This is a genomic window from Oceanicola sp. S124, from assembly GCF_000220565.1.
In the GTDB taxonomy this organism is placed as follows: Bacteria; Pseudomonadota; Alphaproteobacteria; order Rhodobacterales; family Rhodobacteraceae; genus Pseudooceanicola.
The window spans coordinates 12,414-33,549 of sequence record NZ_AFPM01000010.1 but is presented as its reverse complement, the minus strand read 5'-3'; the positions used below and the strand labels follow the sequence as shown (position 1 = coordinate 33,549).

The 21,136-nt window shown below is 67.3% G+C and carries 29 protein-coding genes and 1 tRNA gene; 17 read left to right on the top strand and 13 right to left on the bottom strand.

Translation table 11 applies throughout. The annotated features are described in order from the left end of the window. The 6 genes from OS124_RS0100875 to OS124_RS0100850 form a co-directional block, all read right to left on the bottom strand. A partial coding sequence (locus OS124_RS0100875; RefSeq protein WP_010137363.1) for a DUF7146 domain-containing protein occupies positions 1 to 1,086 on the bottom strand: 1,086 nt, incomplete at its 3' end. Beyond that, entirely contained in the window at positions 1,086 to 1,373 is a 288-nt protein-coding gene (locus OS124_RS0100870; RefSeq protein WP_010137362.1) for a DUF2829 domain-containing protein, read from the bottom strand. The genes OS124_RS0100875 and OS124_RS0100870, both read right to left, overlap by 1 nt. A 3-nt stretch (positions 1,374 to 1,376) precedes the next feature. Next, the gene (locus tag OS124_RS0100865) at positions 1,377 to 2,015 is read right to left on the bottom strand and encodes a hypothetical protein (RefSeq protein WP_010137360.1); all 639 of its coding nucleotides are present in this window, start codon (positions 2,013 to 2,015) and stop codon (positions 1,377 to 1,379) included. Next, a complete protein-coding gene (locus tag OS124_RS0100860) occupies positions 2,012 to 2,350 on the bottom strand; it encodes a hypothetical protein (RefSeq protein WP_138919379.1) in 339 nt (112 codons plus the stop codon). The genes OS124_RS0100865 and OS124_RS0100860 overlap by 4 nt, the downstream gene beginning before the upstream one ends. Continuing rightward, complete coding sequence (locus tag OS124_RS0100855; protein ID WP_010137358.1) at positions 2,343 to 2,636, bottom strand: hypothetical protein; 294 nt, start codon at positions 2,634 to 2,636, stop codon at positions 2,343 to 2,345. Before OS124_RS0100855 ends, OS124_RS0100860 begins: the two co-directional genes overlap by 8 nt. Before the next feature lie 288 nt (positions 2,637 to 2,924). Continuing rightward, positions 2,925 to 3,239 (bottom strand): hypothetical protein, encoded by a 315-nt coding sequence (locus tag OS124_RS0100850; protein WP_138919378.1) that lies wholly within the window; start codon positions 3,237 to 3,239, stop codon positions 2,925 to 2,927. Positions 3,240 to 3,303: 64 nt separating this feature from the next. Between OS124_RS0100850 and OS124_RS28310 the strand changes: the two genes are divergently transcribed. The 14 genes from OS124_RS28310 (at position 3,304) to OS124_RS0100775 (ending at position 10,656) form a co-directional block, all read left to right on the top strand. Next, positions 3,304 to 4,020, top strand: coding sequence for a helix-turn-helix domain-containing protein (locus OS124_RS28310; RefSeq protein ID WP_083834499.1), 717 nt, complete (start codon positions 3,304 to 3,306; stop codon positions 4,018 to 4,020). Continuing rightward, entirely contained in the window at positions 4,008 to 4,541 is a 534-nt protein-coding gene (locus OS124_RS0100840) for a hypothetical protein (protein WP_138919377.1), read from the top strand. The genes OS124_RS28310 and OS124_RS0100840 overlap by 13 nt, the downstream gene beginning before the upstream one ends. A gap of 84 nt (positions 4,542 to 4,625) precedes the next feature. Next, on the top strand, positions 4,626 to 4,880 hold the full coding sequence (locus OS124_RS0100835) for a hypothetical protein (RefSeq protein ID WP_010137354.1): 255 nt from the start codon (positions 4,626 to 4,628) through the stop codon (positions 4,878 to 4,880). 102 nt (positions 4,881 to 4,982) lie between these two features. Then, complete coding sequence (locus tag OS124_RS0100830; protein WP_010137353.1) at positions 4,983 to 5,234, top strand: hypothetical protein; 252 nt, start codon at positions 4,983 to 4,985, stop codon at positions 5,232 to 5,234. A gap of 13 nt (positions 5,235 to 5,247) precedes the next feature. Next, positions 5,248 to 5,475 (top strand): hypothetical protein, encoded by a 228-nt coding sequence (locus OS124_RS0100825; RefSeq protein ID WP_010137352.1) that lies wholly within the window; start codon positions 5,248 to 5,250, stop codon positions 5,473 to 5,475. 12 nt (positions 5,476 to 5,487) lie between these two features. Then, positions 5,488 to 6,060, top strand: a complete 573-nt coding sequence (locus OS124_RS0100820) for a hypothetical protein (RefSeq protein ID WP_010137351.1) — start codon at positions 5,488 to 5,490, stop codon at positions 6,058 to 6,060. After that, positions 6,057 to 6,332 carry a helix-turn-helix transcriptional regulator gene (locus OS124_RS0100815; protein WP_010137350.1) on the top strand — a complete coding sequence of 92 codons (276 nt, stop codon included), beginning with the start codon at positions 6,057 to 6,059 and terminating at the stop codon, positions 6,330 to 6,332. Before OS124_RS0100820 ends, OS124_RS0100815 begins: the two co-directional genes overlap by 4 nt. After that, positions 6,329 to 6,652: a hypothetical protein gene (locus OS124_RS0100810; protein ID WP_010137349.1), complete on the top strand. Its 324-nt coding sequence runs from the start codon at positions 6,329 to 6,331 to the stop codon at positions 6,650 to 6,652. Before OS124_RS0100815 ends, OS124_RS0100810 begins: the two co-directional genes overlap by 4 nt. Continuing rightward, positions 6,649 to 7,839 (top strand): integrase, encoded by a 1,191-nt coding sequence (locus tag OS124_RS0100805; protein WP_010137347.1) that lies wholly within the window; start codon positions 6,649 to 6,651, stop codon positions 7,837 to 7,839. The genes OS124_RS0100810 and OS124_RS0100805 overlap by 4 nt, the downstream gene beginning before the upstream one ends. Then, positions 7,836 to 8,015 (top strand): hypothetical protein, encoded by a 180-nt coding sequence (locus OS124_RS0100800; protein WP_029375078.1) that lies wholly within the window; start codon positions 7,836 to 7,838, stop codon positions 8,013 to 8,015. The genes OS124_RS0100805 and OS124_RS0100800 overlap by 4 nt, the downstream gene beginning before the upstream one ends. Positions 8,016 to 8,630: 615 nt before the next feature. Beyond that, positions 8,631 to 8,945 (top strand): hypothetical protein, encoded by a 315-nt coding sequence (locus OS124_RS0100790; RefSeq protein ID WP_010137345.1) that lies wholly within the window; start codon positions 8,631 to 8,633, stop codon positions 8,943 to 8,945. A gap of 22 nt (positions 8,946 to 8,967) precedes the next feature. Continuing rightward, complete coding sequence (locus OS124_RS0100785; RefSeq protein ID WP_010137344.1) at positions 8,968 to 9,345, top strand: dATP/dGTP pyrophosphohydrolase domain-containing protein; 378 nt, start codon at positions 8,968 to 8,970, stop codon at positions 9,343 to 9,345. A 10-nt stretch (positions 9,346 to 9,355) separates the two neighbouring features. Then, positions 9,356 to 10,384, top strand: a complete 1,029-nt coding sequence (locus tag OS124_RS0100780) for a hypothetical protein (RefSeq protein ID WP_010137343.1) — start codon at positions 9,356 to 9,358, stop codon at positions 10,382 to 10,384. A gap of 11 nt (positions 10,385 to 10,395) precedes the next feature. After that, positions 10,396 to 10,656 (top strand): hypothetical protein, encoded by a 261-nt coding sequence (locus OS124_RS0100775; protein ID WP_010137342.1) that lies wholly within the window; start codon positions 10,396 to 10,398, stop codon positions 10,654 to 10,656. 110 nt (positions 10,657 to 10,766) lie between these two features. Here OS124_RS0100775 and OS124_RS0100770 read toward each other — a convergent pair. Both OS124_RS0100770 and OS124_RS0100765 read right to left on the bottom strand, forming a co-directional pair. Then, positions 10,767 to 10,842: transfer RNA gene (locus tag OS124_RS0100770), tRNA-Thr, on the bottom strand. A 46-nt stretch (positions 10,843 to 10,888) separates the two neighbouring features. After that, entirely contained in the window at positions 10,889 to 12,550 is a 1,662-nt protein-coding gene (locus tag OS124_RS0100765; protein WP_010137341.1) for an ABC transporter permease, read from the bottom strand. Between the two features lie 54 nt (positions 12,551 to 12,604). On the opposite strand from OS124_RS0100765, the gene OS124_RS0100760 reads away from it, so the two are divergent. Then, positions 12,605 to 13,510 (top strand): hypothetical protein, encoded by a 906-nt coding sequence (locus tag OS124_RS0100760; protein ID WP_237708049.1) that lies wholly within the window; start codon positions 12,605 to 12,607, stop codon positions 13,508 to 13,510. 356 nt (positions 13,511 to 13,866) lie between these two features. Here OS124_RS0100760 and OS124_RS0100755 read toward each other — a convergent pair whose 3' ends face one another. Further along, positions 13,867 to 14,136, bottom strand: coding sequence for a DUF2312 domain-containing protein (locus OS124_RS0100755; RefSeq protein WP_010137339.1), 270 nt, complete (start codon positions 14,134 to 14,136; stop codon positions 13,867 to 13,869). Positions 14,137 to 14,277: 141 nt separating this feature from the next. Here OS124_RS0100755 and OS124_RS0100750 point away from each other — a divergent pair, with 141 nt between their 5' ends. Beyond that, positions 14,278 to 14,493 carry a hypothetical protein gene (locus tag OS124_RS0100750; protein ID WP_010137338.1) on the top strand — a complete coding sequence of 72 codons (216 nt, stop codon included), beginning with the start codon at positions 14,278 to 14,280 and terminating at the stop codon, positions 14,491 to 14,493. Between the two features lie 189 nt (positions 14,494 to 14,682). On the opposite strand, the gene OS124_RS23295 is transcribed toward OS124_RS0100750, so the two are convergent. Next, positions 14,683 to 14,907, bottom strand: a complete 225-nt coding sequence (locus OS124_RS23295; RefSeq protein WP_010137337.1) for a hypothetical protein — start codon at positions 14,905 to 14,907, stop codon at positions 14,683 to 14,685. A gap of 252 nt (positions 14,908 to 15,159) precedes the next feature. Here OS124_RS23295 and OS124_RS0100740 point away from each other — a divergent pair, with 252 nt between their 5' ends. Next, complete coding sequence (locus tag OS124_RS0100740) at positions 15,160 to 15,585, top strand: TIGR01244 family sulfur transferase (protein ID WP_010137336.1); 426 nt, start codon at positions 15,160 to 15,162, stop codon at positions 15,583 to 15,585. Between the two features lie 874 nt (positions 15,586 to 16,459). Here the strand turns inward: OS124_RS0100740 and OS124_RS0100735 are convergent. The 3 genes from OS124_RS0100735 to OS124_RS27725 all read right to left on the bottom strand — a co-directional run bounded on the left by OS124_RS0100735 (position 16,460) and on the right by OS124_RS27725 (position 21,106). After that, on the bottom strand, positions 16,460 to 17,689 hold the full coding sequence (locus OS124_RS0100735) for a flagellar motor switch protein FliM (protein ID WP_010137335.1): 1,230 nt from the start codon (positions 17,687 to 17,689) through the stop codon (positions 16,460 to 16,462). 76 nt (positions 17,690 to 17,765) lie between these two features. Further along, the gene (locus tag OS124_RS0100730; protein WP_010137334.1) at positions 17,766 to 20,456 is read right to left on the bottom strand and encodes a sensor histidine kinase; all 2,691 of its coding nucleotides are present in this window, start codon (positions 20,454 to 20,456) and stop codon (positions 17,766 to 17,768) included. Further along, the gene (locus OS124_RS27725; RefSeq protein ID WP_193372564.1) at positions 20,456 to 21,106 is read right to left on the bottom strand and encodes a hypothetical protein; all 651 of its coding nucleotides are present in this window, start codon (positions 21,104 to 21,106) and stop codon (positions 20,456 to 20,458) included. The genes OS124_RS0100730 and OS124_RS27725 overlap by 1 nt, the downstream gene beginning before the upstream one ends. Positions 21,107 to 21,136 lie beyond the last annotated feature (30 nt).

The following is a 21,136-nucleotide window of genomic DNA, read 5'->3' as shown; positions in this document are numbered from 1 at the left end:
CCGCCACAGCCGGACCTCCCGGCCGGCGGCGCGATGCAGCTCGATTGCGCGATCGAGCGCAGTACGGGCAGCGGTGTTCTCGTCCTGGTCGGCAATGAGGGTGACCCTCGAGACCGTTGGGGGCAGCTGGATCCGGCCGAGGTTCGACAACGAGATCGCCGCGAGCACCCGCGCCTCGCCCTCGAGCAGCAGCACAGCCGAAAGCGCGTCCTCGATCCCCTCGGCGATGTAGACATGTTGCCCGGGCTCCGCCTGGTGCAGGGCCGCCGGCTTGCCACCGCGCGGCCCCCTGCCCTTCCAGATTGGGATGTAGGCGCCCGCATAGTCGCCAAGCACCTTCTTCGGCGCCGGCACTGCGGCCTTGCCCCAGCCGTTCGGACCGATGGCCAGCCAGGTGCGGTGACAGGCCACCGTCTTCCCCTGGCGGTCCGTCACGGCCGCGACCATGGCGGGATAGTCACCTTCGAAGATCTCTCCGGTGTCGGGATCCTCGTGGTAATAGCGGCAATGCGAGACGTAGCGCAGCACGCCGGGCTGGCGGCCGAGGCGCGACAGGTCGATCCCCCTGCCGCGCAGATAGCGATCCACCGGCGTGTCGCGCAGCTGCGCGCGGCCGCTGTGCCAGATGGCACGGGCGGCCCGGGCGCGGCCCTCGCGCTTCTCCTGGTCACGTGCGACCGCCTCGGCCTGCAGGCGCTTGGCCCGCTCTGCAGCCTGCCGGTGCCGCGCCACGTCCTCGGCGCTGGCCGTCTGCAGGCCAAGGAAGGCCCGGGCCTCGCGCAGGGCTTCCGTGTTGCTGCAGCCGAGAGAGAGGGCGATCAAGTCGATCACGTCACCGAAGCCCTGCCCCGGCACATCGCCCACGGCATAGTCGTTCCAGCGCCCCGCGCTCGGCCCGGACATGGTGATGCAGAAGCTGCCCACCCGGCGATCGGCGCGCCCGGGGTTGAGGGTGAAATACTTGCCATGGGCGCGATGGCTCCCCTCCGCCGGCGGCGCATAGCGCGCGACGACGCCCTCCAGCTGCGCGATCAGCATGTGCTTGATCTCGTCGAGGCTGTAGGTCTGGCGGAGGGGGGCGGGCATTACTCGACCACCACCCAGTCTTCGGCCAGCATGTCGGTCTGGCTGGCCAGCCAGCCCACCACCATGCAGCCGTCGGCCGCGCGCATGTCGATGTGCGGCAGCAGCTCGATCTCGTCATCGGGCTGCAGCTCCGCCGCGCGCTTGGCTGCAGCGTGGCCGCACTTGGCATGGGCCGCCTCGAACGCTGAACCCGGGGTCAGCGCGATCCACATCCCCTTTCCGTTCCAGCCTTGCCGGGCAACCTTGGCGCCTGCCTTCAGCGCGCGCAGCGCGTCTCCGAAATCCATGTCCTACTCCTTCTCGGGTTGTGTCTGGCCGGCCCTGTGCTGCAGGACCTTCAGCAGACGGGATTGCGCCTCGAAGCCCGGTTCGGGGCAGAGGAAGGCAAAACGCTGCCGGCAGTCCTCGAGCGGCAGCCCCAGGTCGCCCGCGACGGCCGGCAACTTGCGGCCACCGGTGAGGCCGGCGATCAGCTTGCAATCGAGTTCGGGGGTCCAGGGCGCGGCGTAGCCAACGGCATTCAGATGCGACTGCACCAACTTCAGGGCGACCGGCGCGTCCTTCGGCAGAGCTGCGGGCGCAAAATCGGCCTCTTCCTTGCTCGGCCCCTCCGCTGCAGATTTTCCGCCGGTCTGCGCCGGTTCGCCGTCGGCCGGTTCCTCCGGGCGCGGAGCATCCTCTTCCTGGACCGGCGCCGGGCTCACGACATCGTGGCCGCCCGCGTCCGAGGCGAGCTTGCATGTGACCACCATGGGCTCGAACACGGTCACCCGCAGCACCAGCTCGCCGCCGATAGCCTGCAGCTCGACTGGCAGAGCCAGGACCCGCACCGCCTCGGCGGCCGTCTCGACCAGGTCGACCGCCCGCTGGCGGGCCTGGGCCTCGATCATCTCACGGTTCAGCTCGGCCTTCAGCTCGTCCAGGCTCATGCCGCTTCCTCCCGGGTGTGGGTGGAGGAGCGCATGACCTCCTGGGCCTCACCCAGGCGCCATTCGACGATCCGGACCAGCGCATCCTTCATGCGCCACATGGCCGAGCTCCAGTCGCCCCGCCGGCGCCCGACGCCGCTGTCCGCCTCGACCAGTTCCTTGGCGGCCGCGATGAAGGGATCGAACAGCGGCCGCCCCTCGCGCATCCGCGCCGCCTCGAGGCGAAGGATATCGAGGTGCATGCGCTCGCGGCCCGCATCGGGAACCACGGTCAGCACCAGGGCCAGCGCGGCATTCACCGCGATCTGGTCGGACATCGTCATACGCTCAGTCACCGGAGATCCTCCTTGCGTTCTCGCCGACCTCGGCCAGCGTCAGATGATGAATGCCGTCGGTCAGGGCCTTCCCCGCCGCAGCGCGTTGCGCCGCATCTCGTCCCGCCACCTGCAGCGCCTGGCGGAAATCCAGGATCAGCGCCCGCAGGGTGCTGGTCTCGTCCAGCGCCTCGGCACTGCAGCGCAGATCTTCCAGCAGCCGCAGGTCCACCTCGGGCGAGTGGCGGGCCTGCATCCCCGCCACCCAGGCGCGGGTCTTCAGGAAGGTTTCGTCACGACCGACCATGATCGGCCCCCGGACGGGCGCAGCCGGGAGCCGCCCTGGTCCCGGCCGCGCCTTCGCCGCCGCCCCGCCCCGAAGGAAAGGCGGTCTGCTCGGCGGCGGTGTTTCGGCGCGGGCGCGGGCCTTGCCCGCATCTGACCCGTCCCGCGCCCGGCCGAGGGGCAAGCGCCCCTGCAGCCGATGGGAATTGGAAAAGGTCCCGGCGCGCAGAAGAGAGCATGCGCGCCGAGACAGTGATCCCGTCCGCCGAGGCAGAAGTCTGATGAGGACAACAGGCGGACAGGGGGAGGTTCATTGCGCGGCCACCTCCGGACGGAGCAGCGGCACGGAGGTCGCGCCCTGGTGGGCGGCGATCGCGGCCTCGACCTGGGCCGCATCGGCGCCCCAGATCAGCCATTCGGGCCGAAGCGGCAGGTCATGCGCGCTGGCATGGGCCAGGATGCTGCGCACGACGCCCATGGTGGGGAAGTCGCCCTCGCGTCGGCGGCTGGAGGAGTGGCGCCACCCGTAGCCGGCCTTGTCGGAATAGCCGCATATCAGGGCGATCTTCTCGATCGGCCCGATGATGCGTTCGGCTACAGCCACTGGTGTCAGGTGGTTACTCATGACACCAGACTTAGCGCGCACACAATTTGCAGCGCAACACAAATTTTGAGTTTTTCACCCATGAATGTGTGGCAAGAGGCGCTTACCTGCTGTCACGATGGATGACAAATGGTTCAAAGCTCAGCAGAAAAAGGCTGGCATCACAGCTGAAGACATCGCGAACCACCTGGGTCGCGATCGATCCGTCGTTTCCCGGATCTACACTGGCCGACAAAAGATGTCGCTCGAATGGGCGCAAGCCTTCGCAGATGCCCTCAATGTTCCAATAGATGAAGTCCTGCTCCATGCAGGAGTGACCTCGCCAGGCGCCGAGAATGATGCACCGGGCAGCGTGGACCAGTCAGACCGGAGAGTAAGTAGCTATCTTGCGCCGCAACATGCAAAGCGGCTCAGAGAGAACCAGACTGACGCGGACGCCCTCCCCCTACAAGGCTCCAACCACGAGAAGATCTCCGCACAGAAGATTGCGAACTGCCTTATCACCCCACGTGACGGCTTAGAAATCTGGACGGTAGTCAGCTCGGCAATGCAACTCTCCGGGTACATGCCTGGCGACCACCTAGTAATCGACCGAAATCAATCCGAGACTTGCCGCTCTGGGGACGTCGTACTGGCCGAGCTGCACCATCGCTCAAAGGCGGGCCACAAGACTGCACTTCGGCGCCTCCAGACTCCCGTCCTAGTCGCAGACAGCGCCGACCCCGCACACCGAGACATTAGCGTGGTCGACACCATCAATACGGTCATTCGCGGAAAGGTCATTGCGTCGTGGCGAAGGTAACCCCAGCATCCCTGGCATCAGTGCTGGCGATCCTCTTGAGCGCTCCGGCCCATTCAGAGCAAGCCCAAGCCACCTCGTATACACTAGCCAAGCTCTTCTACCTCACCTGCGTCAACGGGGACATGAGCGCACTGACTGGATACGAACACGGCAGGCAAGTTAAAGTCCTAACCGAACCAGACCTTCTCGACCGCCCCCCTCACTACACTGGCGGAGAGGTCGAGGTCTGGGTAACCCTACCGATCAACGGCGCATGGACACACTGGGAGATCGCGCAAGTCACCAACCCCAAGGAAATAAGTTGCTCAACAACCTTTTCGGGAGCGCAGCGTGAGGAGGTATGGGCGGCGATCAAGGCGAACACCAGCCACCAAAACGTTTCCAGCACCGTCCGCGACTTCGTCCATTCAGATACAATCCTGATCAACGAGCCAGGCAAGAGCACTACCGTAACCATCGGCTACACCCTCGACCCAACATCGAACAGGTTTTCACTATTCGCGACACCCGTGCTGCACTAAATTTGATTTTTTCACTTTTTTTGTATTGACGGTCACGGGTCACAACTCCTAACTTCCTGAGCAGAGACAGCTCAGGAGGCCATTGTGGCTCATCACGACAGCATCCCGCTTGCGCGGCCGGGGCCGGTAGATAACCGGCAGCTGCGCTCCCTTCGCGACTACGCCTATGCCGCCTACCGCGGCGACAACCTGACTGACGCCGAATGCGTTGCGCTGCTGTCGGCCATGGGTCCGCTCTTCGACGAGCTGCTCCTGCGCCGCGAGGCCTGCCGCACGATCACCGGCGACAGCAACATCATCCTTCTCGACCAGCATCGCGCGTCCCTCGCGGACGCCTGAGGTCCCGGCGGGGCGCCCCCGGTCAGTCCCCACATTACCGGCCCGGTCCCACCCACTCCCCGCGCAGGGCGCACGCGGGGACAACATCCCGAAGAGGTCAGCATGGCATACCAGATCGAACTCGAAGACCGGGGCCAGGACCTGATCCGCCTGACGGTCAACTTCGAAACCGGCGTGATCGAGGATGCCGGGCTTTGCTCCTGGCTCTACGCCAACGGCGAACACGTCGTCGACGTCGAGCGCCTGCACGAGGATCGCATCGTCCACTTCCGCAAGAACGGCGGGCCGGACCAGTGGTTCAAGTATCCGATGATCCGCCTCTCGCTCGATGGCGAGCTGCTGGCAGCAGCGTAGGGAGGGCGTGATCATGCACAGTGACCACCCCACGATTGGCGTCTTCAAGCTGGACGAGCCGCTGATCCTCCGCCCTCTTCCCAACGGCGGCTGGGTGATCAGCCAGCGATCTGCCGACATGAGCATCATGGGCCGAGAGCTTGGCGCCTATTCCACCACCCGCGAAATGCTGAACGCCCTTTCGTTCGCCCTGGTCCTGGACGGCCCCGAGGACGTGAACAAGGCAGCGGAAACCACCTGACAAGGTAGCCCCATGACAACCCTGACCAAGATGGACGGTCTGCGCCACTACCGCGCGACCGTGACGGAAGAGCTATGCCGTCACTACACCATTCCCGCCGGCAGCGCGGCCGAGGCCGAGCGCATGGCCAGGCGCAGCCTGAAACCGGGCCAGAAGCTGGTCGGGATCAATGTCACCGACGGCTACCGCTCTGCTGAGACCGGGGCCGACTGCCTCGCGCATCTGCTGGGGCACCCCTATTTCCCGGCCGGAGACGTGCCCCGTTTCCTGGCCGACTGGATCCGCGCCGCCTTGGGATGGGACGGCGCGGAGGCACAGGCCGCCAACCGCCAGCTCGCCTATGGCGGCCTGCGGATCCGGCCGGAGACGCCGGCGCTCTGCGTCGCCTCCGGCCGGTCCGTCGCCTTCCTGGTGCGCGTCTTTGAGGACACGCCCTGGGCGGACCGCTGGGCCGATGCCCTCGCCGCCCTGCCCGGCGCCAGCCGCACCAACATGACCTTTGCCCGCGTCGCCTCCCGCGCCGTCCAGCTGCCGCTGGCCGGCCGGGTTTCGGAAATCCTGGACAGCCTGGAGGCTCCGCCATGACAGACGCCACCCCGATCTTCATCCCGACCGCCGAGGTCGCGCAGCTGCTGCAGATGTCCCTGCCCAGCTTCAACGCCAAGCGCGACTGGCTGGAACGGGACCACGACTTCCCGCCGCCGATGCCGCACTCCAAGCGGCCGCTGCTCTGGCGCCGCACCGCGATCTTCGCCTGGATCGAACGCCAGGGGCTCGCCCCCACGGACCAGCAGCACCAGGCACCCGTTCCGAAGACCAGGGCCGACAGGCTCATGCAGAAGGCAGCAAGCGCATGAAGGACTTTGCCGACCAATCCCACCGCCAGCTGGTGCTCAGCGCCGCGGACGAACTCGAGGCCATGGTCGCGGGGCTCACGCCCTTCAACCTCGACGACTACGAGGCCAGCCGCCGCCGGCAGCGCGAAGAGCTGCGTGAGCTGAAGCACGCCCTGGAAACCCGTCGCGATGCGCCGGCGAAGATCAGCGAAGGCATCACCGGTGTCTTCTTCTCCATGCTGGGCTTCCGCGCCTCCAGCACCAGCGGCCTGCCTAGCGCGATCCGCAACTGGATCGTCCAGGTGCGCCAGAAGGCCGGCGCCCGGGGGACCATCCAGTGAGCCGGACCCGCAAGCCACCGATCACCGACAAGGTCACGGGCCTGCGCCAGCGCCAGCGCGCGGACGGCAGCTGGCGGGTCTGGTGGGAACCGACCGCGCCGCAGCGGGATCTCGGCTTCTGTTCGATCGAACTCGACGTCGACCGCCCCAGCTGGACCGTCACCCAGGCCAAGCGCGAAGCCGAGAAGGCCCGGCGGGCGCAGCGCGACGGCGTCGGTCCGGACGAGGCCCGCCGTGGCCACCGCACTGTTGGCGCGCTGATTGCCGGCTACCGCCAGGACGAGCTGGACCAGGTCAAGCCCGCGACGCAGCGCAGCTACCGCGGCTGGCTGAAGGTCATCGAGGAGAAATGGGGCGACGAGCTGGTCGGGGATCTGACCCACGGCGTGATGTATCGCTGGGGCAAGAGCCTGCAGCGAGAGCGCGGCCAAACCCAGGCGAAGCGCCTGATCGCCATGATGTCGATCCTCATGTCCTACGCCGAGCGGATCGAGTGGCGCGCCCACAACTCCAACCCCTGCCTGCGCCTCGGGCTCGAGGTGCCGGCGCCGCGCAGCCGGATCCTGACCACCGACGAGCTCGCCGCCCTCGAGGCCGCGGCCGAGGATCTCGCCACCCCGCGCGCCCGAGCCGTGGCAGATGCCATGCGCCTCTCGCTCTTCCAGGGCCAGCGCCAGGCCGATGTCCTGGCTGCCCGGGTCGGCGCGTTTCGCCAGGTCACCTGGTCCGCCCTCGAGGGCGACCGCGTCATCGAGCGCAAGGGCTGGGCCTGGATCTTCACCCGCGCCAAGCGTGGCACCGAGGGCGGCCTGCCCGTCCACCCCGAGAACCTGGCGCTGATCGAGCGCCGGCACCGCGAGACCAACGATCCGGACGCCCTGCTGCTGCCCGGCCGCAATGGCCTCTGGCGGATCGACGAGTTCCAGAAGGACTGGGCCGCGCTGCGCAAGCGCGCCGCCGAGACGCTGGCCAGCTGCGCCACCATCCAGTTCCGCGACCTGCGCCGCACCGGGGCCGTCTGGGCCCGCCAGGGCGGCGCCTCGAAGAGCGACGTGGGCGATGTCCTGGGCAACACGGCCGCGCAGAACGCGCAGCTGACGACCACCTACATGCCGGCAAGCTTCGAGACCTCGAGCCGCGCGATCGGCGCGATCCGCCGGCCCGGCCGAGAGGAGGACGAGACATGAACCGTTCAGCCAAAGAGATCCGCCGCCTCAACGCGATCCGCGCCAAGGCCCAGCGTCACGCCGACAGCAGCGACAGCCTGCACATGCGGCGGGTCTGCCGGGCGATCATGGTCGAGCTGAACGTGATGCTGCACCCGAAGTGGCGGGTGGCCAGGCACCAGGAGGAAGCCGCGTGAGCAACGGGCTGCATCTGGACGTCAGGGGATCTGGCAGAAGCTGGGCGGTGTTCAACGGTGCCGAGCGGGTCAGCCCTCACTTTTCCTGCGAGTACACCGCCGTCGGCGCCGCGACGCGCCTCGAGAAGCAATCCCGGCAGCGGGACCGTGCCTGCCTGTGTTGTGGGGATCGCTTCATCAGCTCCGGGCCTGGCAACCGTCTTTGCTCGCCCTGCCGACGCGATCCGGCCCGGGCCTTGTAGAACTGGAGGAGAGAGATGCGAGATAACGCGCCCAGAGAGAACAGGGAGGCGCCGCACGGCACAGGTTTCGTGCTGGCGATCATCGGATGGTGCATCTTCGGCGCCGGAATTCTGGTCGGGGCGCTGGTGTTCTAGATGGGCCGACGCCAGCCATATCTCTTTCCAGACCAGGACATACCCCGCCGGCGCATCATCCGCATGCATATCGAAGATGCAGGGCACCTTCCAGGCGGCGCGAAGGGCATCCGCTTCACCTGCAGTCGATGCGGCCACGATACCGGATGGATCCACGACACCTGGACCATTTCTGCAAATAGGCGCGGGCATCCCTGTCCGACCTGCAATTCCGACCATCCCTTGCCTAGGAGCGAACATGCCCAGCATTGACCAAATGACCCGCGACCGGATCCGCAAAATGGCGCGGCGAGGGAGGCTGATAGACGAGTGTTTCAAGGTTTTCACTGCCTCGGCCTACCCAAACGCCAGCCCTGACCAGCTACGTGAGATGCGCATCTGCTTCTTTGCCGGTGCGGCCGAACTGTTTGCCGTGATGACCGCCGGTCTCGACGACGGGATAAGCGAGACCGATGGCGACCTCATCTTCATGCAGCAGTGGGTGGACGAGCTCGAAGCGTTCCACCGGAAAACCGTGGCCGCGATGACGACCGCCCCTTCAAAGCCCAGCTAGTCACCTGCCAGGAGGCAACAGAATGGACCTTAAGCAGCATCTTATCCGTCAGATGGCATTTAGCCACGCGACCTACGGCCCCGGCGTGCGAACTGCGGGCGTAATTGATCATATTCGGAAAGAGCTCGTGGAGGTGCAAACCTCCAACGGTGAGTCGGACGAATGGGTTGACGTTGTGATCCTGGCCTTGGACGGGCTGACCCGCCGCCTCGCATATTGCACCGGCGTTCGTGGGGATCCGGAATTCGTCGCTGACCTCGCTTGCAGGCTGATCCTTGCGAAACAGGCCCGCAACGAGGCGCGGACCTGGCCGGATTGGCGCACCGCAGATAGCGAAAAGGCGATCGAGCACGATCGCAGCAGCGAGAAGACGCGCCCTCTCCCCGGCCAGCTGACCTAGGAGACCCCACATGACCACGACTATCTGCATCTACCACGCCAACTGCGCGGACGGCTTTACCGCCGCCTGGTGTGTTCGGATGGCGCTCGGTAACAGCGTCACTTTCGTTCCGGCCGGCTACGGAAGCGAGCCGCCAAGTGTCCTCGGCGCTGACGTCATCATCGTGGATTTCAGCTACAAGTGGGCGGTGCTTGAGCGCATGGCCCTGAAAGCCCGATCGATATTGGTCCTCGATCACCACAAGACCGCCCAAGCTGATCTGGCAGCGATGCCTAAACCGGCAGAGACCTGGGAGGTGCAGCGCGCCAATGCCGGCAATCCTGTGGCACTGTTCGACATGGAGCGCAGTGGTGCGCAAATGGCCTGGGACTACTTCTGCGGCGGACAGCGACCGTTCCTGGTCGAGGTCGTTGCCGATCGGGACCTCTGGCGCTGGAATATCGACCAATCCCGCGAGATCAATGCGGTGATCGCCTCCCACGAAATGACCTGGTCCACTTGGGACGATCTGGACGCCCGCCTGCAGGCTGATACCGATATCGGCCGGGTGGCGGCCGAAGGTGAGGCAATCCTGCGCGCCCACGACAAGATGGTGCGCCAGGTGATGGATGTCTCGCAGCGCCGCATGATCATCGGCGGATACAATGTGCCGGTCGCTGCAGCTCCATACGCGTTAGCGTCCGATACCGCCGGCGCCATGGCGGTCGGCGAACCCTTTGCCGCTACCTATGTCGACGGACCGAAAGGGCGGGCCTTCTCGCTGCGGTCGCGCGCCGACGGCCTCGATGTTTCGGAGATCGCGGCATCTTACGGTGGGGGAGGCCATCGCTCGGCCGCTGGATTTCTCATGCCTCCAGGCTGGGAGGGCGAAAGCTCCGGCCGCGCTGCCGCGTCCCGCGGTGACCTAAGGAAAGCCTCAGAATGGCTACGTAAGCAAGCTGTCCGCGAACGTGGAAACGGACATAGACGCTTGGCTGACACGCTATCAGAGGCAGCCGAATACACCGTCGCCTTCGGATACGAAGGCGAGAGCGAGTAAGGAACGAAGCAATGGCTTGCAAGCATACTAATTTCGGCGCCAGCGTGAAGGTAGCGAGACTTGAGGACACCGGCCGGTTCATGGCCGAGGTTCGGGTCAAGTGCGAGGACTGCGGCGAACCGTTCCAGTTCCTTGGGCTCGAGGCAGGACTCGACATGCAGGGGGCTCGGGTCAGCCTCGATGGTCTCGAGGCACTCCTGTCGATCGCACCGAATTCGCAAGTGATGTCACCGCTGCTGCGGCTGGCCGCCGCAGCGCGCGGCGCCCAGTGAAGGCCACTACACATCGCATCCGAATGCGGTCACCGTCCGACTCGGACGAATTCGGACGTTCGGACGCATACACAGGCATACGAAAAATTTGTTTTATTTTCAGTGAGTTATGGTGCCCCCACACGGACTCGAACCGCGGACCCACTGATTACAAATCAGTTGCTCTACCAGCTGAGCTATAGGGGCATCCCGAGCCGTTTACGCGGAATGACACGGCGGATCAAGAGCTCGCTCAGCGGTTCGCGCGGGCCAGCAGGGCCACCGCGACCAGCCCTACCGCGACGACCATCAGCGCGGCGGGAGAGGCCTCTCCCAGTTGCTCCAGGCTGGCCTTTTCGTGCACCCGGGTGGCCAGGGTGTCGTAGTTGAAGGGGCGCAGCAACAGGGTGGCGGGCAGTTCCTTCACCGCATCGACGAAGACCAGCAACAGGGCCGAGGCGAGTGAGCCGCGGATGAGCGGGAAATGCACCTCTCGCAGCACCGCGCGGCGGTTGCGGCCCAGCGAGCGCGCCGCCATGGGCAGCGAGGGCGGGATGCGGCCCATGGCGCTGTCCGCCGCGCCCTGGGCGATGGCGAAGAAGCGCACGCAATAGGCCAGCACCAGGGCAAAGCCGGTGCCGGTCAGCAGCAGGCCCGGATCGCGGCCGGTCAGCGCCTCCAGCCCGTCGGCCAGGCGATGGTCGAGACCGGCCAGGGGCACCAGGATGCCGACCGCCAGCACCGCGCCCGGGGCAGCATAGCCGATGGTGGTGACCGGCATCAGCAGGCGTGGCAGGCGGGCGCCGGAGAGCCGCACCCCGTAGACCAGGAAGACCGCCGCCAGAACGGTAATCATCGCCGCCAGCCCGCAGACCGTCAGCGTGTGCAGCAGCGCGCGCAACAGGCCGGGGTCGACCCAGGCCTCGGGCACCCGCAGCGCATGCGACAGGATCACCGCTCCCGGCAGCAGGAAGCCCAGGGCAAAGGGCAACGTGCAGGCGAGGAAAGCCGCCCAGGCGCGCAACCCGCCGAGGGGCTGACGTTCGACCGGGCGATGGCGGCTCGAGAGGTTGTAGTAGCGCAGCCGCCGGCGCGAGCCGCGCTCCAGCAGCACCAGCGCCACGACAAGCGCCAGGATCACGCAGGCGATCTGCGCCGCGCCACCGGCATTGTAGCTTTGCAGCCAGACCGAGAAGATGCCCGTGGTCAGCGTCTGCACCGCAAAGTAGTCCACCGTGCCGAAATCGTTCACCGTCTCCATCATCACGATGGCCACGGCGGCGGCGATGGCGGGGCGGGCCATCGGCAGGCCGATGCTGACGAACCGCCGCCAGGGGCCGCGGCCCAGCGACCGTGCGACCTCTTCCGCGCCGCCGGACTGCTCGCGGAAGGCCGCGCGGGACAGCAGGTAGACATAGGGATAGAGCGAGGCCGAGAGCACCAGCACCGCCGCCTCGATCGAGCGCACCTCGGGGAACCAGTAGTCGCGCGCATTGGACCAGCCGAAGAGCTGTCGCAGGCCGGACTGCACCGGGCCCGAGTATTCCAGGAAATCGACCAGGGCATAGGCCCCGACATAGGCCGGGATCGCCATGGGCAGCAGCAGCAGGTACTCCAGCCAGCGGCTTGCCGGGAAGCGGTAGCGGGTGATCAGCCAGGCCGCGCCGCTGCCCACCACGCCGGTCAGCGCCCCGACAGAGCCCATCAGGATCAACGAGTTGCCAAGGTAGCGCGGCAGGGTGGTGGCGACGAGATGCGGCCAGATGTTGGTCTCGGGCCAGGCTGCGGTCCAGATCACCGACAGTATCGGCAGCAACACCACGGCCGCGATCACCAACGCCCCGGCGGACCAGGGCGACAGGCGCAGCCGGCGGCGGGCGGCCAGGGGGGCAGAGGGTCGTTCGGCAGTGCTCATCGCCCCTCTGGTTGCCTGAAACCGCTTTGCCTGTCCAGACGGCAGCCTGTATAGGTGACACGTTCGGACGCGAGGCTGGCCGCCATGGAAGTGGTTCTACATGCAGGGGTACACGGGACGGAAGCGGACCGCCTGATCAAGGGCCTGCTGCGCAATGCCGACCTGCTGCATGCCGCCGCGGTGGCGGTGCCCGGCCCTGCGCGCTACCGGCGCAGCCTGCGCGACGCGCTTCAGGCGCTCAGCGACCAGCCCCCCGATCCCGGCGCCCGCGACACGCTGCTGCAACAGATCCTCGACCACGAGACGCCCGGGCGGCTGATCCTGTCGAACGAGAATTTCTTCTGCGTTCCCAAGCTGGCGGTCTCGCGCGGGCAGTTCTACCCCCGCGCCGAATCCAAGCTGGCCGATTTCCGCGAGTTCTTCGCGCCGGACCGCATCGAGTTGTTCCTGGCGATCCGCAACCCGGTCACCTACCTGCCCGATGTCTTCGCCGCCTCGCCACACGACAGCTTCGCCGCCTTCATGGAAGGCACCGATCCGCTGACCCTGCGCTGGTCCGAACTGATCGACCGCATCCGGCACACCCTGCCCGACATCGGCCTGACGATCTGGTGCCAGGAAGACGTGCCGCTGATCTGGGGTGAGGTGATGCGCCGCATGGGCGACCTCTCGGAAGATGAGGAGATCCTCGGCGAATTCGACATCCTGCAGGACATCATGTCGCCCGAGGGGCTGACGCGCTTCGCCGGCTACCTGGCCGATCACCCGGATCTGACCGGTGACCAGCGCCGCCGTGCGGCCGCCGCCTTCCTCGACAAGTTCGCCGTCGACGAGGCCATGGAGGAAGAGCTTGTGGGCCCCGATTGGGACGAGCTGACGGTAGACCTGCTGACGGAACTCTACGAGGACGACCTGGAGGAAATCTCTCAGATGCCCGGCGTGCGGATGATCACGCCCTGACCGGCATGGAGACAGCCCCGCTGCCGTTCCGCGGCCCGAGGCTGTCCTGCAATCCGATGCTGTCATGTGGCACGACGCGGCCTTCTGGGCCTGCCAGCTTGCCCGACCGCCCCGGCGGCAGGCCGTTTCACGTCGGGTTGGGGGTACCGAAAGAGGCGCGGCGGCAGGGCGACGGGATCGCGGGCCGCCCGCAGGGATCGAAGATCCGCTGACCGCCGCCCGTGACGGGACCAGCTGTCGCGCCGGGGTGGGCCCGCGCTCTGCTGGCGACCCTTCTCGCGGCGTGTTCCCGGCTGGCGAAGCCGCCAGACCGCTCCGGTCGCTGACGCGGGACCCCTTCGGCCCCCGCTGCCGGCTCAGCTCATGCCGAGCGCTTCCTTGTAGAGTTCCAGCACCGCCTCTTCTTCGGCGATATCGTTGGGCTCGCGCTTGCGAAGGGCGACGATCTTGCGCAGGACCTTCACGTCGTAGCCACGGCCCTTGGCCTCGGCCATGACCTCTTTCTGCTGGTCCGCGATGTCCTTCTTCTCGGCTTCCAGCCGCTCGTAGCGCTCGACGAAGGCGCGCAGTTCACCAGCGGTGACGCGGTAGTTTTCCACGGCCTTGTTGTCTTCGTCTTCCATCATCTTCCGTCTCCTCTGGCCTGCGCGGGCAAGGCCCCTAGCTAGCCGGGGGCGGGCCGCGCCGCAAGGGGCCAATCGCCGCGCGGCGCTTGCAACGCGGCCTCGCCCGGGCTAGGCGCGAGGACGCATCTTCAGGAGGCACGGATGGAAATCATGATCTGGGGCGGCGCCGCCGTCTCGCTGGTCGGGCTGGCCATGCTGGTCTGGTCGATCGTCAAGGTGGCACGGGCGCGGGCCGCCGGCCTCGAGGACGAGGCCCTGCGGCAGGCAATCAGCCGGGCCATGCCGCTGAACCTCGGCGGTTTGCTGCTCTCGGTCTTCGGGCTGATGCTGGTGATCTTCGGCATCTGGCTGGGCTGAGGCCCTGCGACAGCCGGCCGGCGCCTGCGCGATTCGGTCGCCCGGCCGCGCCGCGGGGCCCATCCGTCGCATGCTGCGCCGCCGCGACCGCGCCGCCGCCTCCGCAAGAGAAGAGCCCACGCCATGCTGGCGCGGGCCCGTGCGTCGATGATGCATACATGATGCGGTGAGCCTGGCCGGAAACTTGCCTCAGATCGGCATGTTGTCGAAGCGACTCTCGATCGCCTCGTTGGTCAGGTCTTCCTGAAGCTGGCGCAGCCGGGGCGGTACACCGACCCCCTTGCGGGCGAAATCCCCTACCAGCGCATGCAGTTGCGGCAGATGGCGGTGCCGCGATCCGGGCCGCGTGCCCGAGATCAGGTCCGATACATCGGCCAGTTTGCGGTGCAGGTCCTCGGTGGTGATCGCATTCATGGATTGCTCCTCCGGGGTTCTGGGACGATGCCGCAACGCAGCAGCCACGGTGCGGGAACCGTCCGGTCTTTCGGGTGATCAGGGCCCTGCTCCTCCTGCGGGGGCCCCTAGGGTCAAGTATAGCGAAAGCGGCGGCCCTGCCCAAAGCGAAATGCGCCAAGGGTGGCAGAAGGTCGCGACACCGCCGGCTCCGGCGCGCTAGGGTGCACGGGCGATCTGGACAGGATCGCGTCGCCCCCGTAGGACTTGGCCATGGATATTCGTCAGCTCACCCCCAGCTATTCCGTCTCGCCCCAGATCGACCCGGCCGACATGGCCGCGATCCGCGAGGCCGGTTTCACCCGGATCATCTGCAACCGCCCGGATGCCGAGAACCCGCCGCACCTGCATGCCGCGCAGATGGCCAAGGCCGCCGAAGCCGCGGGCCTGGACTTCGCGGTGCTGCCCCTGACCCACGACACGATGACGCCCGAGAACATCGCGCGCCAGATGTCGCTGGCCGAAGCCGAGGGCCCGGTGCTGGCCTATTGCGCCTCGGGCACCCGCTGCTCTGTCATCTGGTCGCTTGGCAAGGCCTCCGAGGGCAGCCTCGACATCGACGAGATCCTCTCGACCACCGCCCGCGCCGGCTATGACCTGTCGGGCCTGCGCCCGCGCCTGGAACAGCTGAAGGGCTGACACGCCCTTCGTGTGCCAGAGCGGCCCCGGCATGCCCGGGGCCCCTGCCGCGTGGCAATCGTCTGGGGCTTGGGTGCCGGTGCGCGAGGAGCCAATACACCGGAGGCCGGTGGCGTGTCCCCCAGTGTATGGGGCCCTGCGCTTCTGAGACCTCTGTTCCGGAGGCCCTGTGTCTCCGGGCGTGATGCTTAAAAGGTCAATGTTTCGGAGCGCAGTGCGTCTCAGCCCTTTGTATCGAAGCCCTGTGTCCCGGCCCCCAGTGTTTCAGACGCCTGTGTTTGAGACGCCTGTGTTTCTGGGGCCTGTGTGCCTGGGGCCTGTGTTCCTGGGGCCCGTATTTCATAGGCTTGTGCTTCAGGGGCCTGCGTTTCCGACGCCCAGTGTCTTTCCGAAGGCCCAGTGTCCAAAAGCCAGTGAACCAGAGCCCTGTTTCCCTGGCCTTTCTGATTGAACGGCCCGCATTTCGGCGCCCTCTGATCAGAAGGCCCACGGGTTACACTGGCCGGCGTTTTGAGGCCCGACGCTTCAGAGCCAGGCTTTCGGCGCCCGGCACTCACGTTCACAAAACCTCCCCTCCCGGCCTTTGCCTATCCGACAGGTCTGGCTCCGCCGTGCTGAGCCCCGAAGTCGCGCCGTCGAGCGCGCCCCGCCCTGGCGCCGCACTGGCCGCATCCGCCTGGCGCCGAACACTTGGCGCAGGGCATGTCGACTGGCCTCCCAGCGCGGACGAGCCGCACGATATCCCGCCCTCGTGTCCTGCCTGATCCGCCTGCCATCCGCGCCCCCGCCCGCTGAAACGCCGCCCTCCGGCCTGCCTGCCGGTTGCCCCTTCACTTGAGCTCCACTTCCGTCACGGCGCGCAGACCTGCCCGCCTCAGTCCTCCAGGTCCGGCAGATCGGCCATGGACATCATCGGAAAGCCGCCATCCCCCTCGCTCTCTTCCCCTTCTGAGGTCAGTTCCGGCAGGTCGGAGAGATCCGGCAGGTCCGGCAGTTCTCCCATCGCAGGGAAGTCGTCATCGCCCGCCCCGAGGTCAGGCAGGTCGCCCATCATCGCCCCCTCGCTGGCGGAGAGGTCGGGCAGATCCGGCATCGCCATCTCGGGATCCGCCGTCATCTCCCCCTCGTCCGCGCCGAAATCGAGAGAAAGCGGCGCGCCGCCGCCCGAAGCCGCCCCGGGTCGCGCGCCCTCGCCTGACGCCTCGACGGCGGCGCGGGCCTCGGCCAGTTCGGCCATCGTCAGACGCACCGCGCGGAAGCCGTTCATCTGCCCGAGCCGGACGCGCCCGAGACAGGTCGGGCGGCCCTTCTCACCCGGGGTCTCCAGCCGGGTTTGTTCCAACGCCTCGCGCGGGATCTCGATCACGTCCCCCACCTTCAGGCCCCGGATCTTTGCAAAGGGCATGGTCACCCGCTTCAGCACCGCCTCGATCGTGGCCGGGGCCGCCATCACCGCATCGCCGACCGTGGCACCGCCACCCGCCGCCTCACCCTCTTGTTCGAGCGCGGGCAGGTGGCTGCGGTCGGGCAAGGCGATCAACATCTCGCCCTGGCGGGTGTTGCCGTATTCGACATGCAACCGGAAGACATGGAAATCGGGGGTTTCCAGCGCCAAAGTCAGCAGGCGCACATTCTCGATCCGGACGCCAAAGGTGAAACCGGTCATCCATCCGGCGCTGCGATCACCTTCCAGCATCATCGCGACGCGCAGGAAGACATCGTCGATCAGTGGCCCGACCAGCGCCGCATCGGTGCTGGTGGTCGCCCGCGCCTCGGGCGCAAGCGGGCTGACCCGGCCCATGGTGTTCTGTTCCACCAGCGCCGAGGTCGAGGCCAGATCCAGCATCAGCGCGCCGGGGATCCGCTGCGCCCCGTCCAGCAGGATCAGCAGCGCCTCATCCGAAAGCTGTTCCGCCAGGTCCTCGGCCGTGAGGAAGTCGTACTGGCACGACAACACCACCAGCGGCAGCTCGAGCAGCTCATCCGCACTCTTGGCCAGCGCGAGGCGCAGGGCCTTGTCCGGGGACATCGCCCGGGCCTGATAGGTTTCACGCGCCGCCGACGCCTTCTTGCGCAGGACCGCGTTCGATTCGCTGGTTGCCATGTTACCGCCACCGCATTTCGCGGACTCCTTGGACGGTTCTAGGCGTCAGATGGTTACCATTCACTGAAGCCGCCCCCTATCTGGCGGCGATTGCACGCTCCTGCGGCAGGACGACACGGAAAGCGGCCCCTCCCTGCCCCGGCAGGTACGAGATCGCGCCCCCCAGCCGGGCCATGATCTCGCGGCAGATCGCCAGCCCCAGACCGGCGCCACCGGCCTTCTGCTCTCCGATCCGCGAGAACTTCTCGAAGATCATCCCCTGCTGGCCGGTCTCGATCCCCGAGCCGTTGTCGATGAAGTCCACCATCATCAGCCCGCCCTCGCGACGCAGCGAGATCCGCAGCTCGGGCAGATCGGCATCGCAGTACTTGCGCGCATTGGCGATGAGATTGATGAAGACCTGCGCCAGCCGGTCGCTGTCGGTCTCGATCCAGACATCCTCCTGCACCGGGTTGCGGTGCAGCACCATCTCGCCCCGGTCGGCCCCGCTGGCGGCCACCGCGTGATCCAGCACGTCGCGCAGCCGCACCCGGGCAAGGTTGAGGTTCACCTGCCCGTTTTCCAGCACCGACAGGTCCAGCAGGTCGTCCAGCAGGCGGGTCAGCCGCAGGGCCTCGTCGTGGATCACCTGCGCATAGCGTGCCTTCTGCGCCTCGCCGAGGTCATCGGCATCGCGCAGGATCTCGGAGAAAGAGCGGATCGAGGTCATCGGGGTGCGCAGCTCGTGGCTGATCTGGCTGAGGAAGGCATCCTTCTGCACCGAAAGCTGGGTCAGCTTCTCGTTGGCCAGCCGCAACTGGCGCGCTGTGCGGGTCAGCTCGGTCGACTTGGCTTCCAGCTGGCTGGAGTACTCCATGATCTGCGCCGTCTCGTCGGCCACCGCCATGAGGTCCTCGACCGAGACGGCGGTGCGCCCGACGATCTGGCCGACCATGGCATGGGCGGTGGCCGCCCCGACCGAGCCCGACAGCTCGCGCTCCAGCACCTGCAGGAATTCGCCCGTGGGTTCGGGCAGGTAGCCCTGCACCCCCTGCCGGGCCGCCTCGCGCTGGAACAGCAACTGCGCCTCGCGCGCGCCCAGCAGACGCTGCGCCATGACCATCAGGTCCTCGCTCTGGGCCGTGCCACCCTCCCAGCCGCGCGGGCTGGCCGAATGCTGGAAGACATTGACGAACTGCGCGCCCTGCAGGCGCTCCATCGGCGAGGGGAACGAGAAGATCGAGATCCCGACGAAGAGGCTGGTGTTGATCAGGATCGACCAGAGAACCCCATGCACCAGCGGGTCCAGCCCCTCGATGCCGAAAAAGGCATAGGGACGCAGCCAGCTGAGGCCGAACGGTCCGTGCTGCATCACCTGCGCAGGGATCACCACGCCCTCGCCGAAGGAGGGCAGGAAGAGGCACCACAGCCAGATGGCGAAGCCGACCGCCAGCCCGGTCATCGCCCCGCTGCGCGCCGCACCCCGCCAGAAGATGCCGCCGATCATCGCCGGCAGGAACTGCGCTACCCCCGAGAAGGAGATCAGTCCGATGGCCGCCAGCGCCGCGCCGCCCCCCGACAGGCGATAGTAGAGGTAGCCGAGGAACAGCACCGCCACGATCGAGATCCGCCGCGCCGTGATCACCACGTTGCGCACATCGCCCGAGACCACCGCGCCCCGCCCCGGCTCCAGCTTCAGCCAGATCGGCATGACGATGTGGTTGGACACCATGGTCGACAGCGCGATGGCGGCCACGATCACCATGGAGGTGGCGGAGCTGAAGCCGCCGATGAAGGAAAATACCGCCAGCCCCGTCTGCCCCTGCGACAGCGGCAGGGTCAGCACGAACATGTCCGGGTTCGCGCCGCGCGGCAGCATGGTCAGCCCGGCGACGGCGATCGGCATGACGAAGAGGCTCATCAGCATGACATAGGTCGGGAAGGCCCAGGAGGCGGTGCGCAGGTGGCGCTCGTCCTCGTTCTCGACCACTAGCACCTGGAACATGCGCGGCAGGCAGAGGAAGGCCGCAGCGGCCAGGAAGATCAGCCCCGACCAGCGCCCGGCCGAGACATGCCACTGCCCCAGCCGGGGCGAGGCGTCGATGCGGGCCAGCGTTTCGGCCACGCCGCCGCCCAGGCCCCAGACGACGTAGATGCCCACCGCCAGCAGGGCGCAGAGCTTGACCACGGCCTCGACCGCGATCGCCATGACGACGCCGTGGTGACGTTCGTTCGCATCGAGGTTGCGGGTGCCGAAGAGCACGGTGAAGGCTGCCAGCCCCATGGCAACCCAGAGCGCGGTGGTCCGGGTCTCGTCGCCCATCCGCGCCGAGGGGTCGGCGGCGGCGAAGACGGCGAAGCTCTGCGTCACCGACTGCAACTGGAGCGCGATATAGGGGGTGGTGCCGACCACGGCGATCAGCGTCACCGCCACCGCCAGCAGGTTCGACTTGCCGAAGCGAGAGCTGATCAGGTCGGCGACCGAGGTGATGCGCTGGCTGCGCCCGATGCGGACGATCTTTCTGAGCGCCCAGAACCAGCCGATCATCACCAGGGTCGGGCCGATGTAAATGGTCAGGTACTCAAGCCCCGAGCGCGCCGCGTAACCGACCGCGCCGTAGAAGGTCCAGGCGGTGCAGTAGATCGACAGCGACAGCGTATAGACCGCCGGAGACCGCAGCCACCCCGACCGCCCCCGCAGCGCCGCCCGCTCGGCCCCGAAGGCGACGAGGAAGAGGAAGGCGCCATAGGCCAGGCAAACCCCGATGAGCAGGTTGAGAGAGGCCATCAGCCACCGCCCTCGCGCCCATCCTGACCATCCGGTCCGCCTTGCCTTTCCGTCCTGTCTGTCAGACCGTGCCCAGCTCTCGGGTCCGAGCCGTCCTGACGGGCGGGTTGCTGCGACGGACCGTCAGCCGCGCCGGGGCGCCGTCCGCCCAGAGGGTCACTCGTTGCACCCGCCCCCGGATCGACTGCCATCTCGGCCAGTGTTTCGGCCCCCGCCCCGGTCGAGGGCGTCGCAGCCCACCCGGTCAGCTCTTCCCGCTCCTTGGGCAGGTCCACGTCAGGCGGGTCCTTCTCGGGCGGGTCCTTCTCGGGCGGGTCAGTTTCGGGCGGGGCTGCGCCGGGCGGAAGAGGCGGCATTCCCGCGTCCAGCCTCTCGATGGCAGCAGCCGGCAGGGCCCGCACCAGCAACGACGAGAGCGCCGCCAGCGCCCCCCAGGTCACGAAGATGTAGATGATCGCCCGAGAGGTCGGCAGACCGCCCCCCGTCGGATCCTCGGCAGAGGCCATCCCCCCCGCATCGCCCTGCGGCCAGAGCATGGGCACCGCCAGCAGGATCAGTCCCAGCACCGGCAGAAGCCGGGCCGCATCAAGCAGGCGTCGCTGCCGGTAGCCATGTCGCTCCAGGAAAATAGGGCGGTTCGGGGGGCTCATCTCGACGGCCATCCCGCGTCGGTTGCGCTG

What these genes read in the sequence shown, in the direction of transcription:
- OS124_RS0100870 (WP_010137362.1), bottom strand. Translation starts at nt 1,373, where the DNA reads ATGGATTTCGGAGACGCGCTGCGCGCGCTGAAGGCAGGCGCCAAGGTT.
- OS124_RS0100865 (WP_010137360.1), bottom strand. Translation starts at nt 2,015, where the DNA reads ATGAGCCTGGACGAGCTGAAGGCCGAGCTGAACCGTGAGATGATCGAG.
- OS124_RS0100855 (WP_010137358.1), bottom strand. Translation starts at nt 2,636, where the DNA reads ATGGTCGGTCGTGACGAAACCTTCCTGAAGACCCGCGCCTGGGTGGCG.
- OS124_RS0100850 (WP_138919378.1), bottom strand. Translation starts at nt 3,239, where the DNA reads ATGAGTAACCACCTGACACCAGTGGCTGTAGCCGAACGCATCATCGGG.
- OS124_RS28310 (WP_083834499.1), top strand. Translation starts at nt 3,304, where the DNA reads ATGTGTGGCAAGAGGCGCTTACCTGCTGTCACGATGGATGACAAATGG.
- OS124_RS0100830 (WP_010137353.1), top strand. Translation starts at nt 4,983, where the DNA reads ATGGCATACCAGATCGAACTCGAAGACCGGGGCCAGGACCTGATCCGC.
- OS124_RS0100825 (WP_010137352.1), top strand. Translation starts at nt 5,248, where the DNA reads ATGCACAGTGACCACCCCACGATTGGCGTCTTCAAGCTGGACGAGCCG.
- OS124_RS0100820 (WP_010137351.1), top strand. Translation starts at nt 5,488, where the DNA reads ATGACAACCCTGACCAAGATGGACGGTCTGCGCCACTACCGCGCGACC.
- OS124_RS0100815 (WP_010137350.1), top strand. Translation starts at nt 6,057, where the DNA reads ATGACAGACGCCACCCCGATCTTCATCCCGACCGCCGAGGTCGCGCAG.
- OS124_RS0100810 (WP_010137349.1), top strand. Translation starts at nt 6,329, where the DNA reads ATGAAGGACTTTGCCGACCAATCCCACCGCCAGCTGGTGCTCAGCGCC.
- OS124_RS0100800 (WP_029375078.1), top strand. Translation starts at nt 7,836, where the DNA reads ATGAACCGTTCAGCCAAAGAGATCCGCCGCCTCAACGCGATCCGCGCC.
- OS124_RS0100790 (WP_010137345.1), top strand. Translation starts at nt 8,631, where the DNA reads ATGCCCAGCATTGACCAAATGACCCGCGACCGGATCCGCAAAATGGCG.
- OS124_RS0100785 (WP_010137344.1), top strand. Translation starts at nt 8,968, where the DNA reads ATGGACCTTAAGCAGCATCTTATCCGTCAGATGGCATTTAGCCACGCG.
- OS124_RS0100780 (WP_010137343.1), top strand. Translation starts at nt 9,356, where the DNA reads ATGACCACGACTATCTGCATCTACCACGCCAACTGCGCGGACGGCTTT.
- OS124_RS0100775 (WP_010137342.1), top strand. Translation starts at nt 10,396, where the DNA reads ATGGCTTGCAAGCATACTAATTTCGGCGCCAGCGTGAAGGTAGCGAGA.
- OS124_RS0100765 (WP_010137341.1), bottom strand. Translation starts at nt 12,550, where the DNA reads ATGAGCACTGCCGAACGACCCTCTGCCCCCCTGGCCGCCCGCCGCCGG.
- OS124_RS0100755 (WP_010137339.1), bottom strand. Translation starts at nt 14,136, where the DNA reads ATGATGGAAGACGAAGACAACAAGGCCGTGGAAAACTACCGCGTCACC.
- OS124_RS0100750 (WP_010137338.1), top strand. Translation starts at nt 14,278, where the DNA reads ATGGAAATCATGATCTGGGGCGGCGCCGCCGTCTCGCTGGTCGGGCTG.
- OS124_RS23295 (WP_010137337.1), bottom strand. Translation starts at nt 14,907, where the DNA reads ATGAATGCGATCACCACCGAGGACCTGCACCGCAAACTGGCCGATGTA.
- OS124_RS0100740 (WP_010137336.1), top strand. Translation starts at nt 15,160, where the DNA reads ATGGATATTCGTCAGCTCACCCCCAGCTATTCCGTCTCGCCCCAGATC.
- OS124_RS0100735 (WP_010137335.1), bottom strand. Translation starts at nt 17,689, where the DNA reads ATGGCAACCAGCGAATCGAACGCGGTCCTGCGCAAGAAGGCGTCGGCG.
- OS124_RS0100730 (WP_010137334.1), bottom strand. Translation starts at nt 20,456, where the DNA reads ATGGCCTCTCTCAACCTGCTCATCGGGGTTTGCCTGGCCTATGGCGCC.
- OS124_RS27725 (WP_193372564.1), bottom strand. Translation starts at nt 21,106, where the DNA reads ATGAGCCCCCCGAACCGCCCTATTTTCCTGGAGCGACATGGCTACCGG.